Origin of the sequence: Vibrio sp. 1CM2L, from assembly GCF_023161695.1 — a bacterium.
GTDB classification, from domain to species: domain Bacteria; phylum Pseudomonadota; class Gammaproteobacteria; order Enterobacterales; family Vibrionaceae; genus Vibrio; species Vibrio coralliirubri.
Genome location: NZ_JALNTT010000004.1, coordinates 331,760 through 357,917 on the forward strand (window position 1 = coordinate 331,760; position 26,158 = coordinate 357,917).

Sequence of the window (26,158 nt, forward strand, 5' to 3'; positions counted from 1 at the left end):
CGTGATACATCTCCCAATGTGTATACTTTTTATTCATTCAGTGTGACACTGGACGATAAGACTGAAACCTACTGCGACAATTAGTCTTTCAATGTTCAGTGTCCTTATAACGGATAATAAACAATGAAATACACTACATCTGAACCAACCGCCATAACTCAAGCTGTATACAAAGCGAGATCTGCTCTCTGTAAAGAGCTATCACCAGAAGAACTAAGCTTGTTACCTGAGTTTGCAGGACACGCTGCAATTCGAACATTCGGTGGCCGTGCTCCAAGACCAAGCAAAGCAGACCAACTATTTGCGGATCTCTTTGATGTTAAAGACTTCAAAACCTTTAAGCATTTAGCGTCAGACCAATACCAAATGACAAATAGTGAGCGATTTTTACTATCGCTCAAAAAAGCACAACGTTTTCGAAACTTATCATTAGTGTCTAAGCGAGGAGAAAAACTAACTTTCAGTTACCGAATCGGCCGAATAAATCTAAAATTCAATGAGTTGGACGTTCCTCTATGGGTAACATTATTACTATCCATATCGCCTAAAAATGCTACAGTCGAGTACATAGTACACTCAGCTCAATGTGATAATTCTGCGAGACATCGCTATAGCAAGAACAGTGTGATTACTGATTTTACTAACCGCATATCCAATGAGTTCATACGGCAGTCACTTCTGGCTTTCAATAGCGGTGTACAGCAATGGAAAGCAGATTACCTAGACAGCGTATTATCGGAAGTATTTATAAGCACACTTGCTTCAATAGAACGAGAGATTAAGTCTCGTAATAAGCGTTTAAACTCTTCTCCTTTTTGTGAACGACAAAAAGAGGAGTTGAGGCTAGAAATACAAAATCTAGAATCAACAGTAAAACCTCTGACTCTAGACCTTCGTAGCTCTGGTTTGAAAATAGAATACGAGAAAATTGAGGTCAATAGTGAGTACAAAAACAGCGCATACGGAGATCAAGGTAAGTATTTGCTTGAGCCAGTTCGCTGCCTTGAAGAACTCCTGAAAGCTGGTATTCACTTGACCAATGAACTAATAGGCTTTGCACATTCTACGCATCACTACAAGAAGCTCGAGTTAGTTAATCCAGAAAGAGTTAAACGAGATCTTCCTACGTGGCGAAAGACCCCACGTAACGACGAACAGTTCGTTCGGCTATGTACTAGAAAATATGGCACTGTGTTAGAAAGCGCCTTATTTAACCCACTTAGCATGGACTAAACATCACTGGGTTCTTCCTCAGCCCAAAAACTTTATCGTAACTAGGTAACAAAGACTGGTGCAGACGAAGCTCAAAAAGCCTGAGTGATTCAGGCTTTTTTACGGCCTAGACTATGAAAACTGTGTTTACTCGTCTGCTGTAAATAGCGCTACGTAATCTATCAAGTGCATGTTGCGACTCAATAATTTGAGATCTCGATAAGCCAAGTCTTTCTGGGCGATACGTATTGGACGCCCTATATCAAGAGTATGTTCTTCGAGTTGATCAATTGGGTGTTTGACGTGCACAAACTCAAATCTACCGTATGGTGTTGAATAGAAGCCTGAAGGTCCTGTTGTTGCAAGAATCATCATCATGGGAATCTGAGATATCACCCCCCACCGAGATAACGCATCCTCGAACGAAATATAACAACGGTATGGCTCTCTTAGTGCCAATACCAAACGTTCAAAGTGAGTGGTTGTCATGTTGAAATTACTGTAGACAAATAGTTCATTATCTATGTTCGTTAAGTAAGGACTTCTCAGTAAGATGTAATCCAAGTCATCGGACTGATATATCGCAAAGATTTCTTCTCTGTTGTAGAAGAACTTACCTTCTCTGCGATAGCGCATCTCCAGAACCATTCTCATATCATTATCTCTTGATCGAAGACTAGTTGCCTTGGCTTAACGAGATTAAATGGTTAGCTACCCGTTCAATAGCTTTCAAATCTCCCGATTCAATAAGACTCAAAGGACGCTCACCGCTAAAGAATTTGCTCTTGTTTTCCATAGTCATGAAGCCGTATACATTCTTATCATTAGTAAACAGTGTTCTCAGCGCAGCATGAATGTTTAGGATGTAACTTATCCTAGTGATTTGCTCTGTCGAAAATTGACCAGATGATAATGTTTGATCAATAGGATTGGAGATCCCTAAAATGGACAAAATTTGAACGTTGCTAGCTTCCCACCTCTCCAATATTTTGAACGAGGCTTCTAGCCCTTTTCTATGCACTGATGCATCTATTTTACTCATAATATGTATTCCCAAACCCCTAGTTATCAGCATAGAGCCAAAACAGCAACTTTGTCAAAATATACTTAAAAATCATTATATTACCACAAAACACCACATTGACTTCCTGACCTATCAGAACTAAATTTAGGTTGATATTCTTGTTCAAGGTTGTACCGTATGAAGATTCAATACTTGTCTGATCTACACCTAGAAGTTGCCCCTATGACTATTCCTGTAAGTGATGCGGATGTCGTTATCCTTGCCGGAGATATTCATTCAAATGGTAGAAAGGCAATAGACTGGGCGTCAGAGTTTCCACAAGATGTAATCTATGTTCTGGGAAACCATGAGTTTTACACTGGTGGGACAATTGCAGAACTACCTCAAGAACTGAAAAACTACGCCCGCAAGTACGCAAACGTACATTTACTTGATGATGAATGTATAGTCGTCAATGGTGTGGCTTTTTATGGGTGTACTCTATGGACTGACTTCGAGCTTTACGGAAACGCTGATGTGGCTTTCTATTACGCAGAGAGATCCATGAGTGACTACAGACGCATTAACTTTGATAACGTACAAACTTTTACTCCGGCGATAGCCGCTGCTTTGCACAAAAAATCCATTGGTTGGCTTGATAAAGCAATCCGTTCATCCTCCTACTCAAAGAATGTTATCGTATCCCACCATTTACCGACCCCAAGAGCCATACACCAACAATATCAAGGCAACGCCCTAAACCCGGCTTTTGCTTCAGATTGCTCTCTCCTATTTAGTCTAAATATCACAGCGTGGATATACGGCCACAACCATGACTGCCGAGAGTTCAAAGAAAAATGCATTAAGTTTGTCACTAATCAACGGGGTTATCATGGCTACGAAACCATAGATAATTTCGACGCATTCAAGATGTTGGATATCTAACTGGTGCAGACCTACAGATTGAGTCCCTTTGCTAGCATTCTAAATCTGTTACTGACTAATTGAGGAGCATCATTTGCTTTTGATTAAAGGGGCTTTTAACCTTTAAGTAACCAGCTACGCACTTTCACACTTTTACTACGTAAAAGATGAGCAAAGTGCTGCTGGCGAGGCTTCGCCCTCGACCCTAAGTCCAAAAAACAAATTGATTTTTTGATTAAAACTACAATGATTTATCGTCATGTTAACTATCGAAAACGTGCCGCTTTAAAAAAGAGTTTGATGCATTCACTACGTATCAAATCAAACAAATTTAAGTCTAATGAGTGGGTTGAACAACTAGCTGGAAAGAACTGGTTTTTCACTGAAGGTAGCCCGCAAGGATTTAAGCTAAATAACCAATCTGAAGAGAGCCGTTCAGCCTTTATCACCAAGCTCATTTCTGAAGAGTTTGCCCCTAAACCAGTATCGACTTCTATCAAAAGTAACTACAAAAAGTACGAGTACAAGCTCAACAAAAAAATCCAGTCTGTAATGGAAGCTGGAGATGAACATCTAGCACTCCAATTAACCTTGATTAGAGACCAAAAACCTCAGAATTATAGAGAGATAATCGAGTCCATTGAGGGAGTGAAGCGCCGCAATCAGCTCTTAACCCTACTAGATACTTTCATGGACTTATCCGAAAAGGTAGAAGGAAGCGAGGATGGCCGCACAGCTAAAATACACGAGGCTTTTTTCAAATTCCCTCATCGCCACGGAGCAGTTGTAGAGCCTAAGCGCATGGCCGAATGCATAAGAAGTTTTTACGAGAAGTATCTCCCCAACTATCAGATACGCTTGCTGGTCGTTCACGATGATGAGCGCAGTATTGATATGGAAACTGGTACACATCCTCACATATTTCTCAGTACCAAAAACAGAAAGACTGGCAAGAGAGACCTTTGCTCCGCTCTACGAGAAGCAGTTAACAACTACCTAAAGGCAAAACCAACAGAAGTTTCTTTATGGAACCCTGATACTTGTCGACATGATAAACATACTATTTCTAGCCTCAATAGCCCTTTAGTTGCTGGACTTACCGCATCTAAAATACAAGGGATGATCTTGCAAGATATGTTTATGACTCATGTTCGAATGAGGTTTCAGGAGCTTGACGTAAAATGGACGCAATCCAGACAGCGTAAAGTGGTATCTTTTCATCGACAATACGAGAATGCGAAGAAACCAAAGGCAGATCGACTTTACAACCTAAACCAGCTGCTTGAATTAGAAAACCAACGTTTAACTAACAAGCGTAAAGCCCTGATTAAGAAGAATGAATCAGGCAAAGAAGCACTACTTGAGTTAGAAAAAAAGGTTATGGATGAGGAAAGTCACTTAAATAAAGTTCGTCTTGGTATCGAGTCTAAAGAAATAGAGCTAAATGCTTTAGAGCAATGTATTAGTAGCGTACGAAAAATTCTAACCTTGTTCCTCGCCCCCTATAAAAAGCTCATCGAAGGCATTGTTGCTAATGACCAAGCAAAAGCGATTGAAAATGCTAACGACTGCCTCTATCACCACTATGAGACTACGCCCGAGGCAAAACAGGTGATTTTGGAGACGGTTAGATCTGATGCAGAGGCAATTCATAGCCTGTGTTTAGATAAAGATGTAATAGGTGTATTCAATAACATCAGCGGTCAAATGAAATCTCGAACTCCAAAGCTCTCCCCAGAACCAAGCAAAAGTTCACCTAAATGAGAGTGAGATATTGCTAAGCTAACGAACGTTAGGCTAATGAACGTTAGCCTAACGTTCGTTAGCTTAGCAATATCTCGTTTATTCGATGTGACTAGTACCTGACAAGTTGACCTACATCGGTTCCGCCCAAAAGTCATTTAACCATGGGGTTCTTAACATATACCTATAGACATTTTGACCTAGTTTTCCTAATAGTTGCGTCGTGTCTTAGCTTTGTATGAAGAGTCATGGGTAAAGTATCTTGTTCTTTTGCATTGTTTTATCAAAATCAATGGGTATCCTATTGATTCTTAAGTGTATAATATAGTTTTATTTATTCATTTGAATCAAGAGAAGATACTATGGCTGTAAATCATGTTGAGCATTCAAGGGACTGGTCGAAGATTAAATCTCTTTTGGAGCTATCCACACGAGCCTCAACTGATTCGCAGAACTTCTACAGTTTAGAGCAGCAGAAAGAAGCTGAAGATTTTGCAAGGTTTCTAATGCACTCATCACTTACGACAGAACCTCTAGATAGACACTGTGTATCAGCTCTTCTCAATGGAACTAAGTTATGGGATCGAAATGGCAAACTTGTATCGATTAGCAAAGGAATAGAAATTGAATATTTAGAAGAGTGCTGCCTTGTAATGTTTGAGGCTGATTACCTTTTACTTACCTGTAACTTAGAAAATCACCTTGAGCAGCACGTCGATGACTCTCTAATTCCTGTAATAGAAACACTCAGAACTTTACAACATATTCAACGTGGTCAGGAAGGCTACAAAAAGCCCAATCTCTTTGTTTCAGAAGAAATATGGAACAGAGAATTCACTAATACTTCCCTGTTACTCTCCTATGTTGAAAAAGAAGATAACTCGTATATTTTCAACGGAAGAAACCATAATCTTAACCTACTAGTCGGTACCTTTTTATGGCAGAAATTACTTTCGAACTCGACTAGCTCTAAGGAAGCCTTCGAACAGTGGCTACGTCTCATGCGTTATACATGCAGTGCCGCTCTCCCTGTTCTTAAATATGCGACGTCAGATGCAGAGTACAGTGCTTATACAGCAGAACTACAACAACACTTATTAAAGCTCCCTGTCCCTAAAGATTTAGCCCGTTCAATATCAAACAGTAACCATTTTTCTGACGTTGTTCTCAATTACACTCAAACGCTAAAACTAACCATATCGATTGGAGGTTCACAAGCTGAGGGGGAACCAAATAACGCAGATGAATGTGTGAAGCAACCTCGACAAAACGTGGTTAAAAAGGACTCTTTGCCTTCCCTAAACTCTCATTCATTACGTAATGTTAGTAAAAACGAGTTTGCTGAAACACAGGATAATTTTAAAAGCAGAACTTATTGGGAAGGAATTGGTCACTTTTATAGTTCGCTGATTTCGGAACTTTTAGAGGAAAGTATTTGTGTCGATAACCATTCGCTGTTTTACCCTCATGCACTGATAGAGCTGATAGAGTTTGCGTTAGAACACCCTTTACTTAAGCATCTACTTTTCGGTGACTTACTTCAATTTCGATTATTTCCTAAATATTTCTGCGTTCTCCTATCTCGAATAGACACATGCAATTTCGCAATGTTTTGGTTCACCCATTTCTATGATGAAATTTCACATCAGATTGAGAATCGAGATGTTGTGGAAGCATTAGAAGTTTCTATCTCTAAAAGATACGCCAAAACGAACTCTAACAATATTAAGTGTAGTGAAGAGTTTCTTGATATAGTTCTTGTTTTGACTGATAAGTTAGGTCTATATAGAGATAACTTTAAAGATTCAAGCTATCTCACCCTGTTAGACAACTTTATAAAACATCAAGATCCTAATAAAACACTATCAATGATTGATATTATTGATAGAGCTGATTTAAGCGAACGTTCTTATCCGACCCCAACGGTTTTTAAGCTGCGTAATAACACGTATTTCTTATTATGGTGGCTATATGATTTTATCGATAGAAATTCACTTGATACTGTTCAAGAGCATATAAGTAAATTAGTTAATCTTATTACTAATGAGCTAGAGCAAGATATGATATTAAATCTTGATGGTAAAAAATCAAACTTAGATGCTTCAACCTTAATTAAACAGTTCCCTTGGCATAAGTTAGTTATTGAAAATAATGTAGATCGACTATTGTTAATTTCTAAAAAACATAAAAATGATTGGTCATCTGCTTTGCTATGGAAAAACGAATCTCAGTATAAAGCGAAAGGAGCTATAAATTGTTACTTTCAAATACTGATGGCGGTTGCAAGTCATGACTCTTGCCAACATTTAAGTAAACTGCATAAAAGAAATATATCTATCGTTGACAATTTAGGCTTCGGTACTAATGATAGAGATGGATTATTTCGTACTATTGGAATAAATACTTACGATCTATGGCCTGATTTCTGTGTTTACATAAACAAAATCGATTATTCAGACTTCGAAGACTTCCTTGATTCAAATGAAGATATCTTATCTAACTCACAACTTTTCCAATTAATGGAAGCTTGTATTCACCCTGTACGAAAAGAGCTTCTCAAATCAGCAATCACAAAGCTCTCAATAGACAACATTGCTAATAGCTCTTTAGATGACTTAGAAAGAACATTTGTATCAGCATACCGAGCTTCTGAGTTTGACCTTGCATTAACCGTTCTTAAACAAGCTAGTCATGAGTTGAATGAAGGTAGATTCAAAGAAGAAAAGCACCATCTATTTACTGATAAACGTCAATTGATAAAGTGTTATCAATACAAGTTAGATGTCACATTAAAAGCTGTTAACCAAAGCGAATATGACCCTGATTTTCAATCACATATTAACAATATTCCTATTCCATTTGTATCATCAGAGAGAAAGCTTTACGACGAATGTGAGCACTTTAGACGCTACTATCTAGCATATTACCTGATTGAACGTGATGCTCCAAAGAGCATTCTTATTCTAAAACAATTAGTCGAAGATACTAAGAACCCAGAACATATCTTAATGTTGTTACATGCCTATCTTGCTAACCATCATGAAACTTCAAATATAACTTTGATTCGAAGTGTTTTAGCAAAAGTAGAACAGTCGGCAGAAGCACAATGGTCTATTATCCCAAGTTATCCATTGCCGTGGATATCTGGAATACTTCATGCTTACCTGACTGTTGATGACATCAATTCAATGAAGGAAGCATGGGAACTATTGAGTTCAACTCAGAAAGTCCTCCCTCAGTTACTTACACCTTATTGTGAGTTATTGCTTAAGCATAACTTGGTGAAAGAAGCAGATATCGCTTTTTCATCTTATACAAGGTTCTTAGGTCAAAACGAAACCCTACCAGACGAATTAGATAAAATAAACGACGCTATAATGGACGCTTTTGCAAAGGATTCAAGTGCTACAGAGTATATCGATCGTTTTGCTGAAAAAAATCAAAGAAGCCCTGAGCAACTAGCAAATAGCTTTAAACTGATTAACGGTAGTGATATCGAAACATATGTGAAGATAACAAATGACAGTTCTGTTGAAGAGTATTTAGTTGAAACAGTTTCTTCAGTCTCTAAAGAATTACTTAGCCGCAGTAAAAACATTTACATACCTGTCAAAGATGAGGAATTCTCATCTGGATATTCTAGTAAGCCAGCAAACGAAGACCGAATTAATCAATGGTTTTGTAGTCTTTTTAATATGAGAGAAAAAAACTCTCCGCTTCATATTTCGGATCAAAGTCAGATAGGCAGTTCATCTTCAGGTAAAAGCTATGGTGAGGTGGATGGTGTCATAGTAGATAACAATAAAAGTAGACGTATTGCGTTATTTGAAGCGTTTCGCCTTCTTAAATGGGGGACTACCGATATCAATGAGCATATGGATAAGTTGGCAGGGTATGATCAAGAAGGCTTTAATACAATATTTGTTGTCGTATATGCATTCGATAGAGATTTTGTCACCCTATTGGGTAAGTATAAGAACCACATAAAACAACGTCAGCACAAAGGTTTTACCAAGGCAAATGGTTATGATCTTGAAACTGTAAATGGTGAAGATTCAGATACCTTTTGGATGGGAAAAGAAGAACTTCAGCGTGGTAACGTTACTGTTTCAATTTATCATGTCGTCATTAGCTTTTACTGTGGAAAAAGTCTTGAACCATAAACTTGTTCAAGACTTTGAGAAAAACCATGAAGGCCTTATTGACAGCAACTCTGGGTCATAAATTGCTTCAAAGCGAACCGCCCGTGACTTGTCACTATGATAGTCGTAACGATAAGTGTGATTGCATTTTATCCCATTGCAGTGGAGACAACCGTGAGCCATGAAGGCGTACCCTGCTCGTTTGTCATAGATGTGATGAAGAGAACCAATTTGGTGTTGCATTAACTGCTCTGTCGTAACATTTGCTTCAATCAGTTCTTGCGTCGAAGTACCATAGCTAAAGTAAAGCTCTTCGGCTAAACGATGCCCCTCAGGGGAATATACATGCAAGCTACAGAAGTAGTTGTTTTGCCCTCCGCAACGTGTACACAAGCTAGTGTTGTAAAACGCATAGCAAACCAGCTTTTGACCTTTGACTGGTAACCATTTGAGTTTTCTGTTGAACATACCTTGTAAAAAAGTCTCTACGTCAACATCAAACTTTGAAACCGAGTACTTGCCAGATTTTCCACTCAGGCCAAAACAAGGTGTTTCAAACGTTTCCGGAAAAGCGTTCTCTTTATATTTGTAGTCTCGACATAACCATGCACAACGCTGGATTCCAGAAGAGAGATACTTGTGAGTACGCCTTTCATATTCCTCATAGCTTTGTGGCGACCATTGAATCTCGAAGACCATCTCTTTCGTATCTTTTTTGCAATGGACATCTGCTACCCATTTTTCACCATCTGGCGTTTCTCCCCGATATTCAGATGTAACATCCCACCCCGTCTCTAAAGCTACCTTAGCAACCATGTTCTTTAGCGTTAAATGGTCCTCAGACTCAGCAACACTGTCACATCCACCTCTTCGGACATGGCTAAAAAACTGAGTACCTAATTTGCTTGTTTTAGGACGAGCCTTGTTACCACAGCAAGACATGATAAGCTCTTGCCCCCTGTACATTTCTTTAAGCTCACTCCACTCTTTTAGACTGAAATTGAAACCATATATAGGCTTGTTGTTGAGGATGGCGCTGAGTGGCATTTCAATAGCTCGATGGAGTTTTCTTTAATGTTATGTATACAGGTCAGCTGAGGCAACACTGATTGGATGCGAGGGGGATCTTCATCACTAATGACCGTCTCTTCCGACTCCTACATCTCGTTGATATGTACAATAAGGAGAAGCTGTACAGCTCCCCCCTACTGATACACTACAGTTCTCTAAACAACTAGGACTTGAGGAAGTCTAGCGATGAATATAGTTCGTGGTTGAAAGAGTTATCCTGTAGAGTCGATGAGAAGTCACGTTCCTCCTCGAAGTTAAACTTGTTAGCCAACTCTAAAAACGTAGTTTCAGGATAGTCATAACGCTCATCCCCTGACGACGGATAGTTAAACATAAGAGACAAGTAATCTGTTCGTTGCGCATGCTCTTGAAGGAAGTCGTCCTCTACACTCAGGCTAAACTCTGTAAAAGGTACTCCCTGCTCACCAAACTCTGCATTATCAAGAGGTGCCCAGTAGGTTTTGCCGCACTCTAGGCTCAATTTACTCCATTGATAACGACCTTTGCTTGGATATAGAGTCTTTGTTAAGTCTAATGCATGGAGTTTCTCTAAAATTCCTGACAGAAATTCGTCACCGTCTTCAACCTTGATCTTACTTTTAGTGCCATACAGATAGACGAATGGTAGATAGAGCGTTTTATCTCCCCTATCAGATTTAATGAACTGATATGGCAACATCGAAAGTCTTCGTTTTTGCCCGTTCTTAAAGTGCCATGTAATATCGACGCAGTTGGCAACCTTGGTTTTGGCATCACGACAAGGCTCTTCCGAACGGCTGAGTGTAATTGAAGAGATAAAACGACTTAGATTTTTCCGTATTCCGCACCTCTTGGGATTTAGATAGTCCGTTCGAATGCTGTCAGTGTAAATTTCAGGTAATTTGGATAGTTCATCCGCACTTAACTCAACAGTATTGGTGTTCAATACATCTAACTTTGCTTCAAGATCCAAGATTTTGTCTTCGCTATCAATAATGAGTTCAAGAAGTGTTTTACTCGGACTAGATTTGTAGGAATCACGCAGGTTATCTCGACTTTCCTGCTGTTCGGATAGCTCGGATTCAAGCTTTAGTTTCTGCTGCTCTGCCAGAACATTATTACTTTTATCAGTTTCTGAAAGATAAGTATCCTTACAAACCTCTAGGGTTAACAAATCAAGCATGTTGGCATTGTATAGTTCACGTTCATGTTCGCCCTTCAACGCCAAATTACAGACATAACTAACACGGTCGCCACCTTTGTCCATGAAGACCATTGCGCCACCACAAACACCGCAACGAGAGAGACTTCTTAGCAAAGAGATCTTCCCACTTGACGTATCTCGTCCTTGCTTTTTTGCTTTTTGAATTTGAAGCTTACGAAATGTATTTTCATCTATTAGCGCTGGATAATAGTTTTCCAAGACATGTTCTATGCCTTCGATAGTGAAAGTTTTTTCACCTATCAAAGACCGTTTACCCCACAACTGGCTGATAGCAATGTAATCCCACGTATTAGTTTTCTTTACCCCACCTTTCCGTCTGATTTTCTTGTACTCAAAGTTAGCATCTAGGTATTGCTTAATTTTTAAATCTCCAAAGCCTGCAATCCGCATTTCGACAGCTTTTCTTACGCCCTCGGCATTAATGTTGAACGAATTGGTACTTTGATCTATCCAAAACGGGACACGCCCTAGAGCACCTTGCGGTTCTTGCGTTTCGTACCAACGCTTTAACGCAAGCTTAGAGGCAGCAATAATTCGCTTCGATTTAGTTTCAGATTCTTCATTTGCTCTCTGCATTGTTATCAACGAGACTATAAGATCTGCTGTCAGGTTTTGACTCTTAGCATCAAACATTTTGTCATCAATGTGCGTGTACACACGAACACCACGATTGATAATGCTAAGTAACTGCTCCATAGCTACATTGACAGTTTCTCTTGAAAGACGATCAAGAGAGAAAACAACCAAAATACTGCCTGAAGATATTTCACCATTCTCGATACGAGACAGAACAAGCCCAAGTGCTCCTTCCTTATGCTTACCGTGGTATGCACTCAATCCATGATCGACGAAGTTTTCATCATTAATTGGAAGGTTATGTTCCTCTGACAACTGTTCAAGGACACTTCTTTGTTGCTGAGTTTCTAAACCAACACCATTCAACTGTTTGGTGGTACTAACACGAGCGTAATTATAGATTTTTGGCAGGGTTTTCATACTTCAGGGGCTTCACTACAGAATCTAAGCCCTCAATCTTGAGAGCTAAACAGAGCTGCATTAAATCACCCAACTCGCCAGAGGGAAACTGTTTTTTGTTAGCGAACCACAGCAAATATTCTTCAGGTAAGTCAATCAGTGTACGACCCGCGTACTTTCCAAATGGCATCTGCATTCGAGCCAACTTAATCAGGTTTTCTTTCTCTAGCATTATCCGCTCTTTCTATGCGTCATCTATGTTGTGTAGAGTATCACCTAAACGCTCGACCCAATAGTTGATCGCGTCTTTGGCATCATCCAGCGAATCAATTATGGTTGAAAAGTCTTTATTACCCGCTTCACGATCGATGGCTGCAAACAATGGTGTACCCTCTTGAGCATCACTGACCAATAACTCTACACTCGCACTCCCAACATTGGTGTGCTCACCAGTCGTGACCTTAGATATGGTTGACACCGCAAGACCAAACGGCAGAACGCTGCTCGTTACAGCTAAGATCGGATTTGGCGTTTCAACGTTACTCAGAGCGATACTCAAGCGCAGCGTTTTTCCTGTAGGTTCATCGACAATCGTTTTATGAGGCGATATTTTTTCTTCCAAGCGTTCAACCATATGCTCAGTGAGTTCCTGAATCTCTTCCTGATCCAACGAACCTTCTTCTGCTAAAACAAAAATTTGGTCGATCACTACAGAGTCGTAATCATCTAACTTGGACTTCAAACGCTGTGTGTCACGCAGCCCAACCCTTGCCCAAACCAAGTCGACGCCTCCGACAGGCCCAGCCTGAAAATCTTCGTAGCTGGTAAATTTAGTAGCTGTTCTAATTGGGCCGCCTGCACAACCAAACAAGAAAATGCTGGTTGCAACAAGCAAAAGGAATTTTAAAGAGTTCATAACGCACTTAGCTAAAATTAAGGAATCTAACTAAGTATGCCATACCCTATGTGAAAAGGTTGTAGAAAAAGGGGGTTAAAAATTAGAGCTAACTCTAAAATTAATCATGTTGAACAGTGTGTGCGTACTCTACAATTACCTGATTTCCTTCAATATAAGCATTTTGGATCTCACCATCAACACTCATTCTACTTTTCAGGTAGACCACTTTAGGCCCAGACTCATTGCTCTCTTTTAGCGAGGGGAATACATTCCTTGGTTCCAAATGAAGTAAACGACAAAAGTGACTAATGAAAGACATGGTTAATGGCGTCTCCCCTCTTAGCACTCTAGAGAAATCAAGCTGGTTCATGCCTAGTTTTTTTGAAAACTCCATCTGCGTAATTCGCATTCTCGATTTTTGTGACATCCACGTTTGATACAACGCGTCTCTGTCTAGTTCTGTGAATTCCATACCGACTCCTTTATATAATTCATACCAATCAATTGTCCGGCTTTTCATACATGGCGTGTCAGGGTTCGGTTAGTGGAAACCAAAGGTTTGGTTTTGATATGCGCACAATTGTTGTATAGAGCAAAGCGAAACAACCCAAATTCATTCACTAAAACGATTAGAGCAAAAGCTTTCTTTATTTATATCAATAATTTATACGTTAACGAACTAAACATATAGCAAGTTAATTTGTATTAAGAATTAAAAGTTCGAGATTGGCATTCCACATTTCAATCGATTGATTCGCATTTATAAAACTGGTTGGCTACATTTCGGTTGCTCAAACACACTTCTGGCAAACTATTTGAAAGAATAGGACGCAAAGCCACCGGTCTGTCGACAAATATTCTGTCTATGATAGCGGGGCCGCCACTTAATAGGATTTAAGTGTAAATGCATGCCGGAGTGTTCTCTTTTTTGTCGGCCAAATACAGTAAGGACAAATAATGAAACAACTCCCAAAAAAATCACTCATCGCGCTATCGCTTCTTAGCGCAAGCGGTGCAAGCTTCGGTCACGGTTATGTCTCTGCATACAACAATGGCGTTGCTGAGAGCCGTGTTGCCCTATGTAAGTTCCCTGCGAGTGATACGCAAGAGAAAAACACCAACTGTGGTGGTATCCAATACGAACCACAAAGTGTAGAAGGCCCTGAAGGCTTCCCAGAAGTTGGCCCTGCTGATGGGAAAATCGCCAGTGCGCAATCTTCTTTAGCTGCAGCGCTAGACGAACAAAAGGCAGACCGCTGGGTTAAACGCCCTATCAAGTCTGGTTCTCAATACTTCGAGTGGACATTCACAGCTAATCACAAGACTCGCGATTGGAAATATTACATTACTCAACCAGACTGGAATCCAAACCAGCCTTTGGCACGCAGCTCTTTTGACTTAACGCCATTCTGTGTTGTTGAAGGCAATATGGAACAGCCACCGATGCAAGTCAGTCACTTGTGTAATGTGCCAGAACGCGAAGGTTATCAAGTGATCCTTGCGGTATGGGATGTAGGTGACACTGCAGCGGCTTTCTACAACGTTATCGATGTGAAGTTTGATGGCGACGGCCCTATCATTCCTGATTGGGATCAAGGTGGTCAAATCAACCCGACACAAGACCTGAATGTTGGTGACGCTGTTTATACGCGTGTATTTGACCAATCTGGTGAGAACGCTTCATACAGCACAGAGCTTGTGATTGAAAGTTCTGAGCAAGGCAAAGCCAATAACTGGTCTTACGCTCTTGCCTCTAAGATCAATCAAGAGCAGACGCAAATCAAAGCAGGCCAATTGAACGACCAAGGCGATTTCGCACCCGTTTACGGCACTAACCCTGTTTATCTAAAAGCAGGCTCTGGCTTTAACAGTGTAGAGATCGGCTACAAGATTGATACTCCAGAACCCGAGCATGAGTTAGAAGTAACGGGCTTAGAATCAGAGTACATTATCGATGAGAGCCAACCTACTCAGCTTGACCTTACGTTAGCGGCAACAGGCGATATCCAAGCTGAGCTTACCGTGTACAACCATCACCGTGAAGCGCTTGCATCTCAGAAATCAGATCTAACAGACGGACAAGTTGAAGATGTTCAACTGACTCTTTCTAAGTCTGAAGCTGGCCACCACATGCTTGTGGTTGTGACCAAAGATGACCAAGGTAACTTAGTGGATCAGAACACGCTTGATTTCCATCTGATGGACGAGCAAACACCGCCACCAGCGGGCGATTACGACTTTGTGTTCCCAGAAAGCATTGAATCTTACACTGCAGGAACAAAGGTTCTAAGCAGCGATGGTGGTGTTTATCAGTGTAAAGAGTTCCCTTACTCTGGTTACTGTGTTCAATGGGCTCCAACAGCAACTCAGTACGAGCCAGGTGTAGGTTCACACTGGCAAGATGCTTGGAACAAAGTGGACTAATTGTTAGCGAGTTACTTACTTTCAAGTATGTGAGCTTGTGTAATTAGCCAAACAAAAACGGATGCCCAGAGCATCCGTTTTCTTATTCAGCAACAGCAGAAATATGGTTATCAAAGTAGATAGTGGTCTGCCAACAGAGCCACAAACAAGATCATGAGATGATAGATGGAGAACTTAAAAGTCTTCATCGCCATATTAGGATCATCACGATATTTAAGTATCCAAGCGTAATAAACAAACCCGCCGTTAAGCACCAATGAAGCGCTCAGATATATCCAGCTGCTCATGCCAACCAATACAGGCAATATACACACAATGCTGAGCAACAAGGTATACAGCAAAATAGAAGTCTTGGTGTATTCGATGCCATGGGTCACAGGCAACATGGGGATGTTCACTTTGGCATACTCGTCACGACGATGAATTGCCAACGCCCAGAAATGAGGAGGTGTCCAAATAAAGATGATCATCACCAACAACCAAGCGTTTGAATGCAGCTCGTTGGTGACTGCCGTCCAACCCAATAGTGGAGGCATCGCGCCTGCAATCCCTGCAATTACGATGTTCTGTGGCGTCGCTCGCTTCAGGTACATGGTATAAATCACCGCATAGCCCAATAAGCTTGCAAAGGTTAACCAAGCCGTGAGTTGATTGACCCATATCACTAACGTAGTAAACCCAAGCAAGCCGATACCTGCTGCAAAGCTGAACACACGCACGCTACTCAGTTCACCGGATGGTAAAGGACGTCGATTTGTTCGAGTCATCTGGCCGTCGATCTTTTTATCGATCAAATGGTTAAACGCAGCCGCTGAACCTGCCATTAACCCTATCCCAATCATTCCGAACAGAGTTTGTTGCAAAGGCAATCCACTCGGCACGGCCAAACACATCCCAACCAATGCCGTCAGCAACATCAAAGCCACCACTTTAGGCTTGGTCAGCGTTAAATAAACTTTCCAAGTGGCTTTGTTTTTTGCAGCCATTTCGTTACTTAACGCTATGTCATTGTTGGCTGTTATCTTATGATTTAAGGCTGCGTCTTGAGCCACCACCTCATACTGTGTTGACGTTCTACTGACCATGATTACCTCCTTGTAATACACTGTTCTTCACCAAGCTCTCACTCGGTTTGCGTTGCCACACCACAAAATTGGTTACAACCATGCTGATGAGCAACATCGCTGCGACTAGGTTATGCAAAACCGCGACTGAGATTGGCAGGTGAAACCATACATTACTGATCCCAAGGCTGATTTGAGTAAACAACACTATTGCGACAATGACGCTCAGCTTTTGGTAAGGTGCTTGGCCAAACTTCCATAACTGGTACACGACCATCAGCACCGTTAATGTCGCCACAATAGCCCCGAACCTGTGCATGACATGAACGGTAAGTCTCGCGGGATATTCCAACACGCCAAACTCATAGTTGTCGTGTCCATGTTGAGCAAAATCGAACGCATTTTTGAAATCGAGGTAGCTCATCCAGTTACCTTCACAAATAGGCAATTGGGTACACACCAAAGCGGCATAGTTTGACGATGTCCAACCACCGAGCAGTATCTGCCCAACCACAATAAGTAACCCAAAGAGCGCCCAAACTTTAAGTGTTGGAGAATAAGAAGCCTCACCAAAACGGCTTTGGAATTGAGACAAACGACAATAAAGCAGACACAACAGTGACAGCAACGTGAAGCCGCCCATCAAATGCGCCATAACCACAACGGGCATCAACTTGAGAGTCACCGTCCACATTCCAAGCAAGGCCTGAAAGATCACAGTGGCTGAGATAAGTAATGGAAGACCAACTGATGTGATGTTCTTTTTAATACACCAAGCTACAACGACAAAGATGAGCAGTCCTAATGTTCCTGCAAAGTAGCGATGTATCATCTCTATCCAGGCTTTATCTGCTTCAAGAGCTCGCTCAGGGAATTGCAGATTGGCTTGATTCACTGCTTGAGCATCAGAAGGAACGGTGATCTTCCCATAACACCCTGGCCAGTCAGGACAGCCAAGGCCAGCATCAGACAAACGTGTATAAGCGCCGAGAACAATCACGGTAAGGGTTAACAAGATAGTTAATCTCATCACGAGCATCAGTAAATCAGGGGCTTTATTCTGCATCACTTATCTCCCTATACTTATTCCCTTTTCGCTGCTTAAGCTCAAGCACTCGCGCCCTCAACTACCCAACTCGTGATAGCTTAAGTAGCTTTCTTAAATCATGAATCATGCCTTTGGATTGCCCGACTAGCTGCGACGGTTCCGACACGCTTTTGTACTCCATAACCAACTGTCCTAGTGGGTCAATAATGACAATGGAAGCCGGCGCAAACTCGGTACTTAACTGATCGCCACCAGCTAACAAAGACAGATCCGGCTTATCAAGCGAACCCGATAACGAGTTGCCTTCCGATACAAAAACAACGGCGGTCACTCGCTCTTTGTTTTTCCCTAACGCTAAATAACTTTGATTCAAATAATGAAGCTGTTGTTCACACAAGCTTTCGCACTCCATCGGCGCGATATAACCCACTAACCACCCATCTCCTGCCATGGGTACCGTTACGCCGAAATCCGCTAGTGTGGTTCTTGGTTCAACCAATTCGCCCGAGTTAGTGACACCTGAGGTGTACCAATTCTGGTCCAACACGGTTTTGGCAATAATCGCAGGCAAAGCAAAAATCAAAACTAATCCGATTAATACCAGACGTCCCTTAGTTCGGCGGCTTTTAAGCTCGGCCATGTTTGCATCGGTACTTTCCCTGTTCATTTGTGCTTGAGATTTATCCATCTTTCTTCCTTGTTGTAGGCGCTGCTTTTAAGTCGCTATTTAAACTTCAAGTGCCTACTTCTAATTCATCTAGCTATTTTTCTTAAAATATCGGAAACCAATCAACAACATCAAAAACAGAAGTACAGCAGCCATTACAAACCATTGAAACGAGTAACCAAAGTGCTTCTCAGATTTCATCGCCGTCGGGCGCCATAACAACTCATATGGCCAGGAATCTAAGCTCAGAGGTTGGAAGACAAAGGGCAGCACTTCTTGCCCTGTGTACTGTGATAACGCTGCTATGTTTAGGTTTTGGATTCTATTCGGTGTCGTATTTTCTAAACCCAACTCATGACTTAAAGGATTCACCGAGCGTGTATACAAGCGCCCTGACATTTTGGTTGGTACAGTGATGCTTCCTAATTGCGGCAGTTCTCTTCTGTCATTACTTGCCGGAACAAACCCAAGATCGATCAACAACTGTTTTTCAGCCACTAAGGACTGGGTTTCAGCTACTAAGGACTGGTTTTCATCTTCAAGACGAACCTTACCCAACATGTAAATCACATACCCTACCGTTCCTTGGTTTATCTGGTTGTCTAACAAGAGCATCAAACCACTCGTATTGACTAATTCAACATCCGCCTTTAACCCATTTAGAGTTTGAGGATTTAATGACTCTTGGCCAGATAAACCCAGCTCTCGCATCTCAGAAATAACGACACCTAAAGGTTGTGACGATAGCTGTGCTCTCTCAGCTAATTGCTGTTCATAACGTAATTTCTCGTTACCACGATCGAGTTGCCACAAACCTAACTTGATTAAAGCGCCGACTGAAACCACAGTTAAAACAACCGCTATCCAAAAACCTTTACTGCGGAACTTGTGTTCATCATCAATCAATCGGTTTGGAGTTATCACTATGGCGTCATCTACCTTTGTACTGTTATTTAAAGTCGTATTGGTCGCTTTGCTGTTTTTTATCGCTTTCAATTTGATGAAAGGTCTAATCCAAATCGCCTCGGGCAAATACAATGGAAAAAGACTCAGTCACTTCTTGGGTCGTCGTGTCATGTGGTCAGCCGTTGTCGTGCTACTTTTATTACTTGCTTTGGGATCAGGAGTGATAACTCCCAACCCTCGCCCCTATTAATCCCCTATAGGCTCAACCGTTAAAGCACATAAACAAACACAAACAGGCCTAACCAAACCACATCAACAAAGTGCCAATACCAACTGCCCGCTTGGAACGCAAAGTGGTCTTTCGGAGTGAAGTGATCTTTCGCAACCCTTGCCAGCAACACAATCAAAAAGATGGTTCCTAAACAAACATGTAAACCATGGAACCCAGTCAGTAAAAAGAAGGTATTACCGTAGATGCCAGACTGAAGTGTCAGCCCCATCTCTTGATAAGCGTGAAGATACTCTTCAACTTGGAAGAACAAGAAGAAGCCAGCCAGAACAATGGTTATCTCCAACCAGACGATCAAAGCCATACGCTTATTTTGTTCAAGACTGATATGTGCCATGTGCAGCGTCACAGAGGAAAGCAGCAGAATAATGGTGTTCTTAAGCGGGATACCTTGCCAAGGCATGGCTTGTGTCGTGACGCCATCAGGGGTAGTCGTTAATGGCCATATCGATTGGAACATCGGCCACAATACTTCATGGGTCATTTCATTATTACCCGCGCCACCAATCCAAGGCACAGAAATCATTCGAGCATAGAAAAGCGCTCCAAAGAAAGCGCCGAAGAACATGATTTCAGAGAAAATAAACCAACTCATTCCTTGTCTAAAAGAACGAGAAATCTGCTCAGAATAGAGACCACTCAATGATTCTGTGATCACGTTGCTAAACCAACCTGCGAGCATGTAAAGCAGCACTGCAAACCCGACTAACAACACCGCTTTGCCAAATACTCCACCTGCGGCGTCGGTGCCCATGTTTTGCACCGTCAAGCCAGCGCCAACCGCGACCAAAAACAGCGCTACAGCACCCACTAATGGCCAGTGACTTTGATGTGGAACGAAATAAACTTCCTTTTTAGAACTCATCGCTCAACTCCTTTTGTTGATACTGGTTCTGTAAATCCCTAGTTACTTGCGAGTACGTTAGGCTCAGATTTATTGGCCGCTGCACCCACCTCATTCGTGATATTAAATAACGTGTAAGAGAGCGTAAGCGTATGTATTGATTCAGGAATGTCAGGCTCAATGTAAAATATCAAACCCATTTCTGCGCTCTTATGCCCGTCCAATGGTTGCTGATTGAAACAAAAGCACTCCATCTTATTGAAGTAGGTTGCCCCCATGCCTGGAGAAACCGATGGTACGGCTTGGCCAACCAATGAGGATCCAGAAAGGTTTTTGGCAATGTAGTTAGTCTGAACCACCTCACCAGGATGAACCTCTAACACTCTAACCTCAGGCGAAAACTGCCATGGCATATCTGGCTTGATGTGGGACATGAATTCAACGCGGACCGTACGAGAGTAGTCTGGCTGCATTCCCTGAGGTTGAACCGCTGAAACAGTATTAGTTTTGCCATTGATCCCTAAAGCCTCGCACATCACATCGTAGAGCGGAACCAAAGCGAAACCGAAGCCAAACATCGCAACCACGCTTAACACCAAGTAGCCCGTTAGCTTTTTGGTCGATCGCTTATTAGACAGGCGCTTTGGTTGTTTTTTATCTTGATTGGGATCGCTTTGCTTATCACTCATGGTTCTGCCCTCTAATCCACTTTCGGTGGATGAGTAAAGGTGTGGTGAGGCGCAGGGCTTGGTACTGTCCATTCAAGACCTTCAGCTCTATCCCAAGGTTTGCTTGGTGCAGGCTCTCCCCCTCTTACGCACTTAATCGCTAGCCATAAGAAAATCAGCTGAGACAACCCAAAGGCAAAACCACCAATCGACACGACTTGGTTAACGTCAGCAAATTGAATGGCGTAATCTGGAATACGACGCGGCATGCCCGCCAACCCTAAAAAGTGCATCGGGAAGAACAGTACATTGACTGAAATCACCGACGTCCAGAAATGCCACAGGCTGAGCTTGTGATCGTACATATGTCCGGTCCACTTAGGCAGCCAATAATAGGCAGCAGCCATAATCGAGAACACGGCACCTGTTACCAGAACATAGTGGAAGTGAGCCACAACAAAATAGGTATCGTGATATTGGAAATCAGCTGGCACGATAGCGAGCATCAATCCAGATAACCCACCAATCGTAAACAGAACAATAAAGGCAATCGCAAACAGCATTGGGGTTTCAAAGGTCAAAGCCCCCCGCCACATGGTCGCCACCCAGTTGAAGACTTTCACACCGGTCGGCACCGCTATCAACATGGTGCAATACATGAAGAAAAGTTCGGCAAATACTGGCATACCCGTGGTGAACATGTGGTGTGCCCAAACCAAGAATGACAACAGTGCAATACTACAGGTCGCATAAACCATCGAATGATAACCAAACAGGCGCTTACCACTGAATGCAGGGATGATTGCAGAGACAATACCAAAAGACGGCAAGATCATGATGTACACTTCGGGGTGCCCAAAGAACCAGAATATGTGCTGGAACATCACCGGGTCCCCACCACCAGCGGCATCAAAGAAGCTTGTCCCAAAATATTTGTCAGTCAGTACCATAGTCACAGCCCCCGCGAGCACGGGCATCACGGCTATCAACAAGAAAGCGGTAATTAACCAAGTCCATACGAACATCGGTAGCTTGAACCAAGTCATGCCCGGCGCTCTCATGTTCACTATGGTCACGATCACGTTAATCGCCCCCATGATCGAACTGATCCCCATAATATGAACTGAGAATACGAATAGCGCGGTACTGTCTGGGCCATAAGTTGTCGAGAGTGGCGCGTAGAAGGTCCACCCAAAACTCGGGCCGCCCCCTTCTGTAAACAAAGATCCGATTAAGATTAGAAACGCAAAAGGCAAGATCCAGAAACTGAGGTTGTTCATTCTCGGCAACGCCATATCTGGAGCACCGATCATCATAGGGATCATCCAGTTAGCCAAACCCGTAAATGCAGGCATCACGGCACCGAATACCATGATTAAACCATGAACAGTCGTCATCTGATTGAAGAAATCTGGCTCAACAAGTTGTAAACCCGGTTGGAACAGCTCCGCACGGATAACCATCGCCATGGCGCCACCCGTTAAGAACATTGCAAAGCTGAACCACAAATAAAGTGTACCAATGTCTTTATGATTGGTTGAATACAGCCAACGAGCCCAGCCTTTAGGTGCCGCATGTGAGTCGTGATCATCAACAGGCAAATCATTATTGCCCAAGGTGCCTTCCGCTGAATGGCTCAGTACTTGATCTTCTGCTGGAGCCGATTTCACCGGCTTATTGATTGGTGAACTCATAACTGATCCTTAGCATCATTTTGTGCATCATCCGTTGAGCTTTCAGAACTGCCTTCTTGCTTGGCCTTATAAGCGTTGATATCTGAAGCCTGAACAATATCGCCGGTGTCATTACCCCAAGCGTTTCGTTGATAAGTCACTACCGCTGCGATTTCTTTCTCAGTTAACTGATTATCGAATGCTTGCATCGCCGTTCCGCCACGACCATAAACAATGGTGTCGATGTGAACATCCACATCGCCAAGGGCAATAGGACTTCCTTTGATGGCAGGGAATGCTCCGGGAATACCTTCACCGTTTGCTTGGTGACAAACCGCACATCGAGTTTTGTAAACCTCTTCACCGATGGTATTCAACTCCGCCAAAGAAAGTGACGCGTCTAATGCATCTTTCGCGGCTTGTTGTTCGGCTATCGCCAACTCTTTCTGTTCTGCTAGCCATGCGTCAAACTCATCTTCTTCCATCGCATGCACCACGATCGGCATGAAACCATGGGCACGACCACACAACTCTGCACACTGCCCTCGGTAAACACCAGGCTCATCTATCTTAGTCCAAGCCTCATTGATAAAACCTGGAATGGTATCTTTCTTAACGGCGAATGCTGGCACCCACCATGAGTGAATCACATCGTCGGAAGTCATCAAGAAACGGACTTTACGGTCAACAGGCAGTACAAGCGGCTTATCAACTTCTAGCAAGTAATGCGCGCCTTTCACTTCGAGGCCTTCAATTTCTTTGTCACTAGTCGCTAGAAGGCTGAAAAATTCGACGTCTTCACCAAAATAGCTGTAATGCCATTTCCATTGTGAACCAGTGATTTTAACGGTCAGATCTGATTGGGAGGTATCTTCCATCGCGATCAAGGTTTTGGTCGCGGGTATCGCCATAGCGATGAGGATGATGATAGGGATGATGGTCCAAAGAATTTCGACTGTCGTGCTTTCGTGAAAATGGGCAGCAACGGCGCCCTTCGATTTCCTGTGCCTCAAAATCGAATAAAACATCACACCAAAAACCACAAAGGCAATCGCACAACAGATGTAGAAGATCAGCATATGAAGTTCATACACCTTACCACTGATCTCAGTGACGCCTTGAGTCATATTGTAATCACTGCTTGCGTGCACTAAAGGCGATACTAAAAGCACAACAAAACTCTTCAAAAGCCACGCTAGCCTAACCAGTAATCTTTTCAAAAGATCTCTCCTTGTCCTTCCTAATTGGATACTTGCGACCTAAATGTCGTTGCGAGCTGGACAACATTCATTGTTATTCCGGCTACACATGAAAAGGCTGAATCTCAATCTACAACTCACATGGAACTAGCCTGTGAGCAGGCTACTGACCTCATATAACCCAAGAACTAATACGGTTCAAAAGCGTTGGAGGTTTCCATGAAAGATTCAAAAACGGCGAATTTGTTAAATTTTGTTATATTTATGTAAAAGGCTAGTTAGTGATATCCAATTGTTCAAGGTAAGTTTACTTACTAAACAGTCAATTATTTGAAGTGGCTTAATCTACGTGCCCTCTTGCCGTTGGAATTTATTTTATATCGAGTTTTACGATTGCTTTCATGGAAATGATAATCAATATCACTTAAATTAAATCAACAGTAAGTCATACAGACATTAATAGGTTTAGTGATTATGCAAGATGCAATGAATTGGTTAGCGAGAGACCCAGACCCAAGAACTCGTGAAGAACTTCAACACCTCATCGATGAGGGAATGCACGACGAACTTGAAGACCGCTTTACCCAACGATTAGAATTCGGAACGGCAGGACTTAGAGGAAAAGTTGGATGCGGCCCAAATCGAATGAACCGTTTAGTTATACAGGAAACAGCAACCGGGCTCGGCCACTACTTAATCGAACATGTCGCTAATGCGACCATTCGCGGTGTGGTCGTCGGTTATGACGGCCGTTTAGATTCCAAGCAGTTCGCGATTGATACCGCTTCCGTGCTCACGGCTTTAGGCATTAAGGTTTATCTAACCTCGAATGTCGCAGCGACCCCTATCGTTGCCTTTGGTATTGAGCACTTCAACGCCGCAGCTGCCGTTGTGGTGACGGCCAGCCACAACCCACCGGAATACAATGGTTTCAAAGTGTATTGGGAGAATGGCGCTCAAATCATTCCTCCTCACGATGCAGGCATTGCCGCTGAAATCGAGATCGCGTCAACTAAGCCGCTCCCTTTAATGAGCCTAAGCGATGCTGAAACACAAGGTAAGTTGGTGTGGTTGACTGAAGGCTATTATCAAACGTACCGCGCTGCGATCAATCAGAGCCCATACGTGAGTAACGAGATCGAATCGGCGAACACCACCATCACCTATACCGCAATGCATGGTGTGGGCGCACAAATGGCTGAGGATCTACTTCATGATTCTGGTTTCCATAAGGTATTCAGCGTTGCAGAACAAAGAGAGCCCGATGGTAACTTCCCGACCGTCAACTTCCCGAATCCGGAAGAAAAAGGCGCGATGGATCTGGTGGTTAACTTAGCAAAAAGTGTCGATGCCGACATTGCTTGTGCCAATGACCCAGATGCAGACCGATTTGCCGTTGCAGTGAGAACAGATGATGGCTCATACAAAATGCTAACAGGTGACCAAGTTGGTGTGCTATTCGCGCATTACTTGTTATCAAAGCCTCACACCAAAAACCAATTAGTTGGAAACAGCATAGTATCTTCATCCTTGCTTGAAAAGGTGGCTCAATCCCACGGGGCGACTTATTTCCAAACGCTGACAGGTTTTAAATGGTTAGCGAATATTGGCATGCAATTGGAAGATGATCAGAACGACTTCTTGTTCGCCTATGAAGAAGCATTAGGCTACACAATTGGTACTCAAGTACGAGACAAAGATGGGCTGTCTGCTATCGTCGTGTTTGCTCAATTGGTTGAAGAGTTAAAATCGCAAGGTCGAACGATTTGGGATCTTCTCGCTCAAATTTCATTTGAACATGGGGTTCACACCAACGCGCAGCGAAGTATTGCCCTTGACCCAGACTCACCATCAATTGGTTCTAAGCTCCGCTCAGCACAGCCTAAAGCAATCAACGGTGTCGCTATCTCTGTAATTGAAGATCTGCAGTCTTCTTTACGCTTCGTTATTGGAGGCAATACTGAAGCGATTAACCTACCTGCAAGTGACGTACTCATCTATCACCTCGAGGATGGTTCACGCATTATCGTAAGACCTTCAGGCACAGAGCCAAAAGTGAAAGTCTATTATGAAACAGTGACAAAGTTTGAAGGGACAGAAACCTATGAAGACACTCGCCTGCGCGGTGAAAAGTACATGGAGGAACTGATTGAACAACACCAAAAAGAGTTGAATTCATAGCGATTTAGCGCGTTCAACATGTA

22 protein-coding genes and 1 riboswitch are annotated in these 26,158 nt (G+C 42.4%); of the genes, 7 read left to right on the forward strand and 15 right to left on the reverse strand.

The annotated features are described in order from the left end of the window. Positions 1-123: 123 nt before the first annotated feature. Entirely contained in the window at positions 124-1,233 is a 1,110-nt protein-coding gene (locus tag MSG34_RS16295; protein WP_248338542.1) for a hypothetical protein, read from the forward strand. A 126-nt stretch (positions 1,234-1,359) separates the two neighbouring features. On the opposite strand, the gene MSG34_RS16300 is transcribed toward MSG34_RS16295, so the two are convergent. Beyond that, positions 1,360-1,866, reverse strand: coding sequence for a hypothetical protein (locus tag MSG34_RS16300; protein WP_248338544.1), 507 nt, complete (start codon positions 1,864-1,866; stop codon positions 1,360-1,362). Between the two features lie 22 nt (positions 1,867-1,888). After that, a complete protein-coding gene (locus MSG34_RS16305) occupies positions 1,889-2,254 on the reverse strand; it encodes a hypothetical protein (protein WP_248338545.1) in 366 nt (121 codons plus the stop codon). Between the two features lie 159 nt (positions 2,255-2,413). Between MSG34_RS16305 and MSG34_RS16310 the strand changes: the two genes are divergently transcribed. From MSG34_RS16310 to MSG34_RS16320, 3 genes are all read left to right on the forward strand, one after another. Continuing rightward, positions 2,414-3,160: a metallophosphoesterase gene (locus tag MSG34_RS16310; RefSeq protein ID WP_248338547.1), complete on the forward strand. Its 747-nt coding sequence runs from the start codon at positions 2,414-2,416 to the stop codon at positions 3,158-3,160. Between the two features lie 279 nt (positions 3,161-3,439). After that, on the forward strand, positions 3,440-4,903 hold the full coding sequence (locus MSG34_RS16315; protein WP_248338549.1) for a hypothetical protein: 1,464 nt from the start codon (positions 3,440-3,442) through the stop codon (positions 4,901-4,903). A 341-nt stretch (positions 4,904-5,244) separates the two neighbouring features. Beyond that, the gene (locus MSG34_RS16320) at positions 5,245-9,045 is read left to right on the forward strand and encodes a hypothetical protein (RefSeq protein ID WP_248338551.1); all 3,801 of its coding nucleotides are present in this window, start codon (positions 5,245-5,247) and stop codon (positions 9,043-9,045) included. A gap of 6 nt (positions 9,046-9,051) precedes the next feature. On the opposite strand, the gene MSG34_RS16325 is transcribed toward MSG34_RS16320, so the two are convergent. The 5 genes from MSG34_RS16325 to MSG34_RS16345 form a co-directional block, all read right to left on the reverse strand. Beyond that, positions 9,052-10,071 (reverse strand): hypothetical protein, encoded by a 1,020-nt coding sequence (locus MSG34_RS16325; RefSeq protein WP_248338553.1) that lies wholly within the window; start codon positions 10,069-10,071, stop codon positions 9,052-9,054. A 187-nt stretch (positions 10,072-10,258) separates the two neighbouring features. Then, a complete protein-coding gene (locus tag MSG34_RS16330; RefSeq protein WP_248338555.1) occupies positions 10,259-12,295 on the reverse strand; it encodes a recombinase family protein in 2,037 nt (678 codons plus the stop codon). Then, complete coding sequence (locus MSG34_RS16335; protein WP_248338557.1) at positions 12,270-12,506, reverse strand: DUF3820 family protein; 237 nt, start codon at positions 12,504-12,506, stop codon at positions 12,270-12,272. Before MSG34_RS16335 ends, MSG34_RS16330 begins: the two co-directional genes overlap by 26 nt. 12 nt (positions 12,507-12,518) lie before the next feature. Next, a complete protein-coding gene (locus MSG34_RS16340; RefSeq protein WP_248338559.1) occupies positions 12,519-13,190 on the reverse strand; it encodes a DUF3313 domain-containing protein in 672 nt (223 codons plus the stop codon). 100 nt (positions 13,191-13,290) lie between these two features. After that, complete coding sequence (locus MSG34_RS16345) at positions 13,291-13,644, reverse strand: hypothetical protein (RefSeq protein WP_050649189.1); 354 nt, start codon at positions 13,642-13,644, stop codon at positions 13,291-13,293. A 323-nt stretch (positions 13,645-13,967) separates the two neighbouring features. Further along, positions 13,968-14,057, forward strand: a riboswitch (cyclic di-GMP riboswitch). 72 nt (positions 14,058-14,129) lie between these two features. Here MSG34_RS16345 and gbpA point away from each other — a divergent pair. After that, on the forward strand, positions 14,130-15,596 hold the full coding sequence (gene gbpA, locus MSG34_RS16350; RefSeq protein ID WP_248338561.1) for an N-acetylglucosamine-binding protein GbpA: 1,467 nt from the start codon (positions 14,130-14,132) through the stop codon (positions 15,594-15,596). A gap of 110 nt (positions 15,597-15,706) precedes the next feature. On the opposite strand, the gene cyoE is transcribed toward gbpA, so the two are convergent. The 4 genes from cyoE to MSG34_RS16370 form a co-directional block, all read right to left on the reverse strand. Next, entirely contained in the window at positions 15,707-16,681 is a 975-nt protein-coding gene (gene cyoE / locus MSG34_RS16355; protein ID WP_248338563.1) for a heme o synthase, read from the reverse strand. Further along, complete coding sequence (locus MSG34_RS16360; RefSeq protein WP_248338565.1) at positions 16,671-17,726, reverse strand: COX15/CtaA family protein; 1,056 nt, start codon at positions 17,724-17,726, stop codon at positions 16,671-16,673. Before MSG34_RS16360 ends, cyoE begins: the two co-directional genes overlap by 11 nt. A 61-nt stretch (positions 17,727-17,787) precedes the next feature. Beyond that, the gene (locus MSG34_RS16365; protein WP_248338567.1) at positions 17,788-18,396 is read right to left on the reverse strand and encodes a hypothetical protein; all 609 of its coding nucleotides are present in this window, start codon (positions 18,394-18,396) and stop codon (positions 17,788-17,790) included. A 69-nt stretch (positions 18,397-18,465) separates the two neighbouring features. Further along, positions 18,466-19,413: an SURF1 family protein gene (locus MSG34_RS16370; protein ID WP_248338569.1), complete on the reverse strand. Its 948-nt coding sequence runs from the start codon at positions 19,411-19,413 to the stop codon at positions 18,466-18,468. Here MSG34_RS16370 and MSG34_RS16375 point away from each other — a divergent pair. Beyond that, a complete protein-coding gene (locus MSG34_RS16375) occupies positions 19,301-19,531 on the forward strand; it encodes a DUF2909 family protein (protein WP_248338571.1) in 231 nt (76 codons plus the stop codon). The genes MSG34_RS16370 and MSG34_RS16375 overlap by 113 nt on opposite strands. A 19-nt stretch (positions 19,532-19,550) precedes the next feature. On the opposite strand, the gene MSG34_RS16380 is transcribed toward MSG34_RS16375, so the two are convergent. Genes MSG34_RS16380 through coxB form a run of 4 tightly spaced genes read right to left on the reverse strand, consistent with a single transcriptional unit; the run spans position 19,551 to position 23,975 of the window. Next, positions 19,551-20,435: a cytochrome c oxidase subunit 3 gene (locus tag MSG34_RS16380; protein ID WP_009845661.1), complete on the reverse strand. Its 885-nt coding sequence runs from the start codon at positions 20,433-20,435 to the stop codon at positions 19,551-19,553. 38 nt (positions 20,436-20,473) lie between these two features. Beyond that, positions 20,474-21,103, reverse strand: coding sequence for a cytochrome c oxidase assembly protein (locus MSG34_RS16385; RefSeq protein ID WP_048612911.1), 630 nt, complete (start codon positions 21,101-21,103; stop codon positions 20,474-20,476). Positions 21,104-21,114: 11 nt separating this feature from the next. After that, positions 21,115-22,776 (reverse strand): cytochrome c oxidase subunit I, encoded by a 1,662-nt coding sequence (ctaD, locus tag MSG34_RS16390; protein WP_017061756.1) that lies wholly within the window; start codon positions 22,774-22,776, stop codon positions 21,115-21,117. After that, positions 22,773-23,975, reverse strand: coding sequence for a cytochrome c oxidase subunit II (coxB, locus tag MSG34_RS16395; protein ID WP_248338573.1), 1,203 nt, complete (start codon positions 23,973-23,975; stop codon positions 22,773-22,775). The genes ctaD and coxB overlap by 4 nt, the downstream gene beginning before the upstream one ends. Positions 23,976-24,428: 453 nt before the next feature. Between coxB and MSG34_RS16400 the strand changes: the two genes are divergently transcribed. Beyond that, positions 24,429-26,135 carry a phospho-sugar mutase gene (locus tag MSG34_RS16400; protein WP_248338576.1) on the forward strand — a complete coding sequence of 569 codons (1,707 nt, stop codon included), beginning with the start codon at positions 24,429-24,431 and terminating at the stop codon, positions 26,133-26,135. Positions 26,136-26,158: the final 23 nt, after the last annotated feature.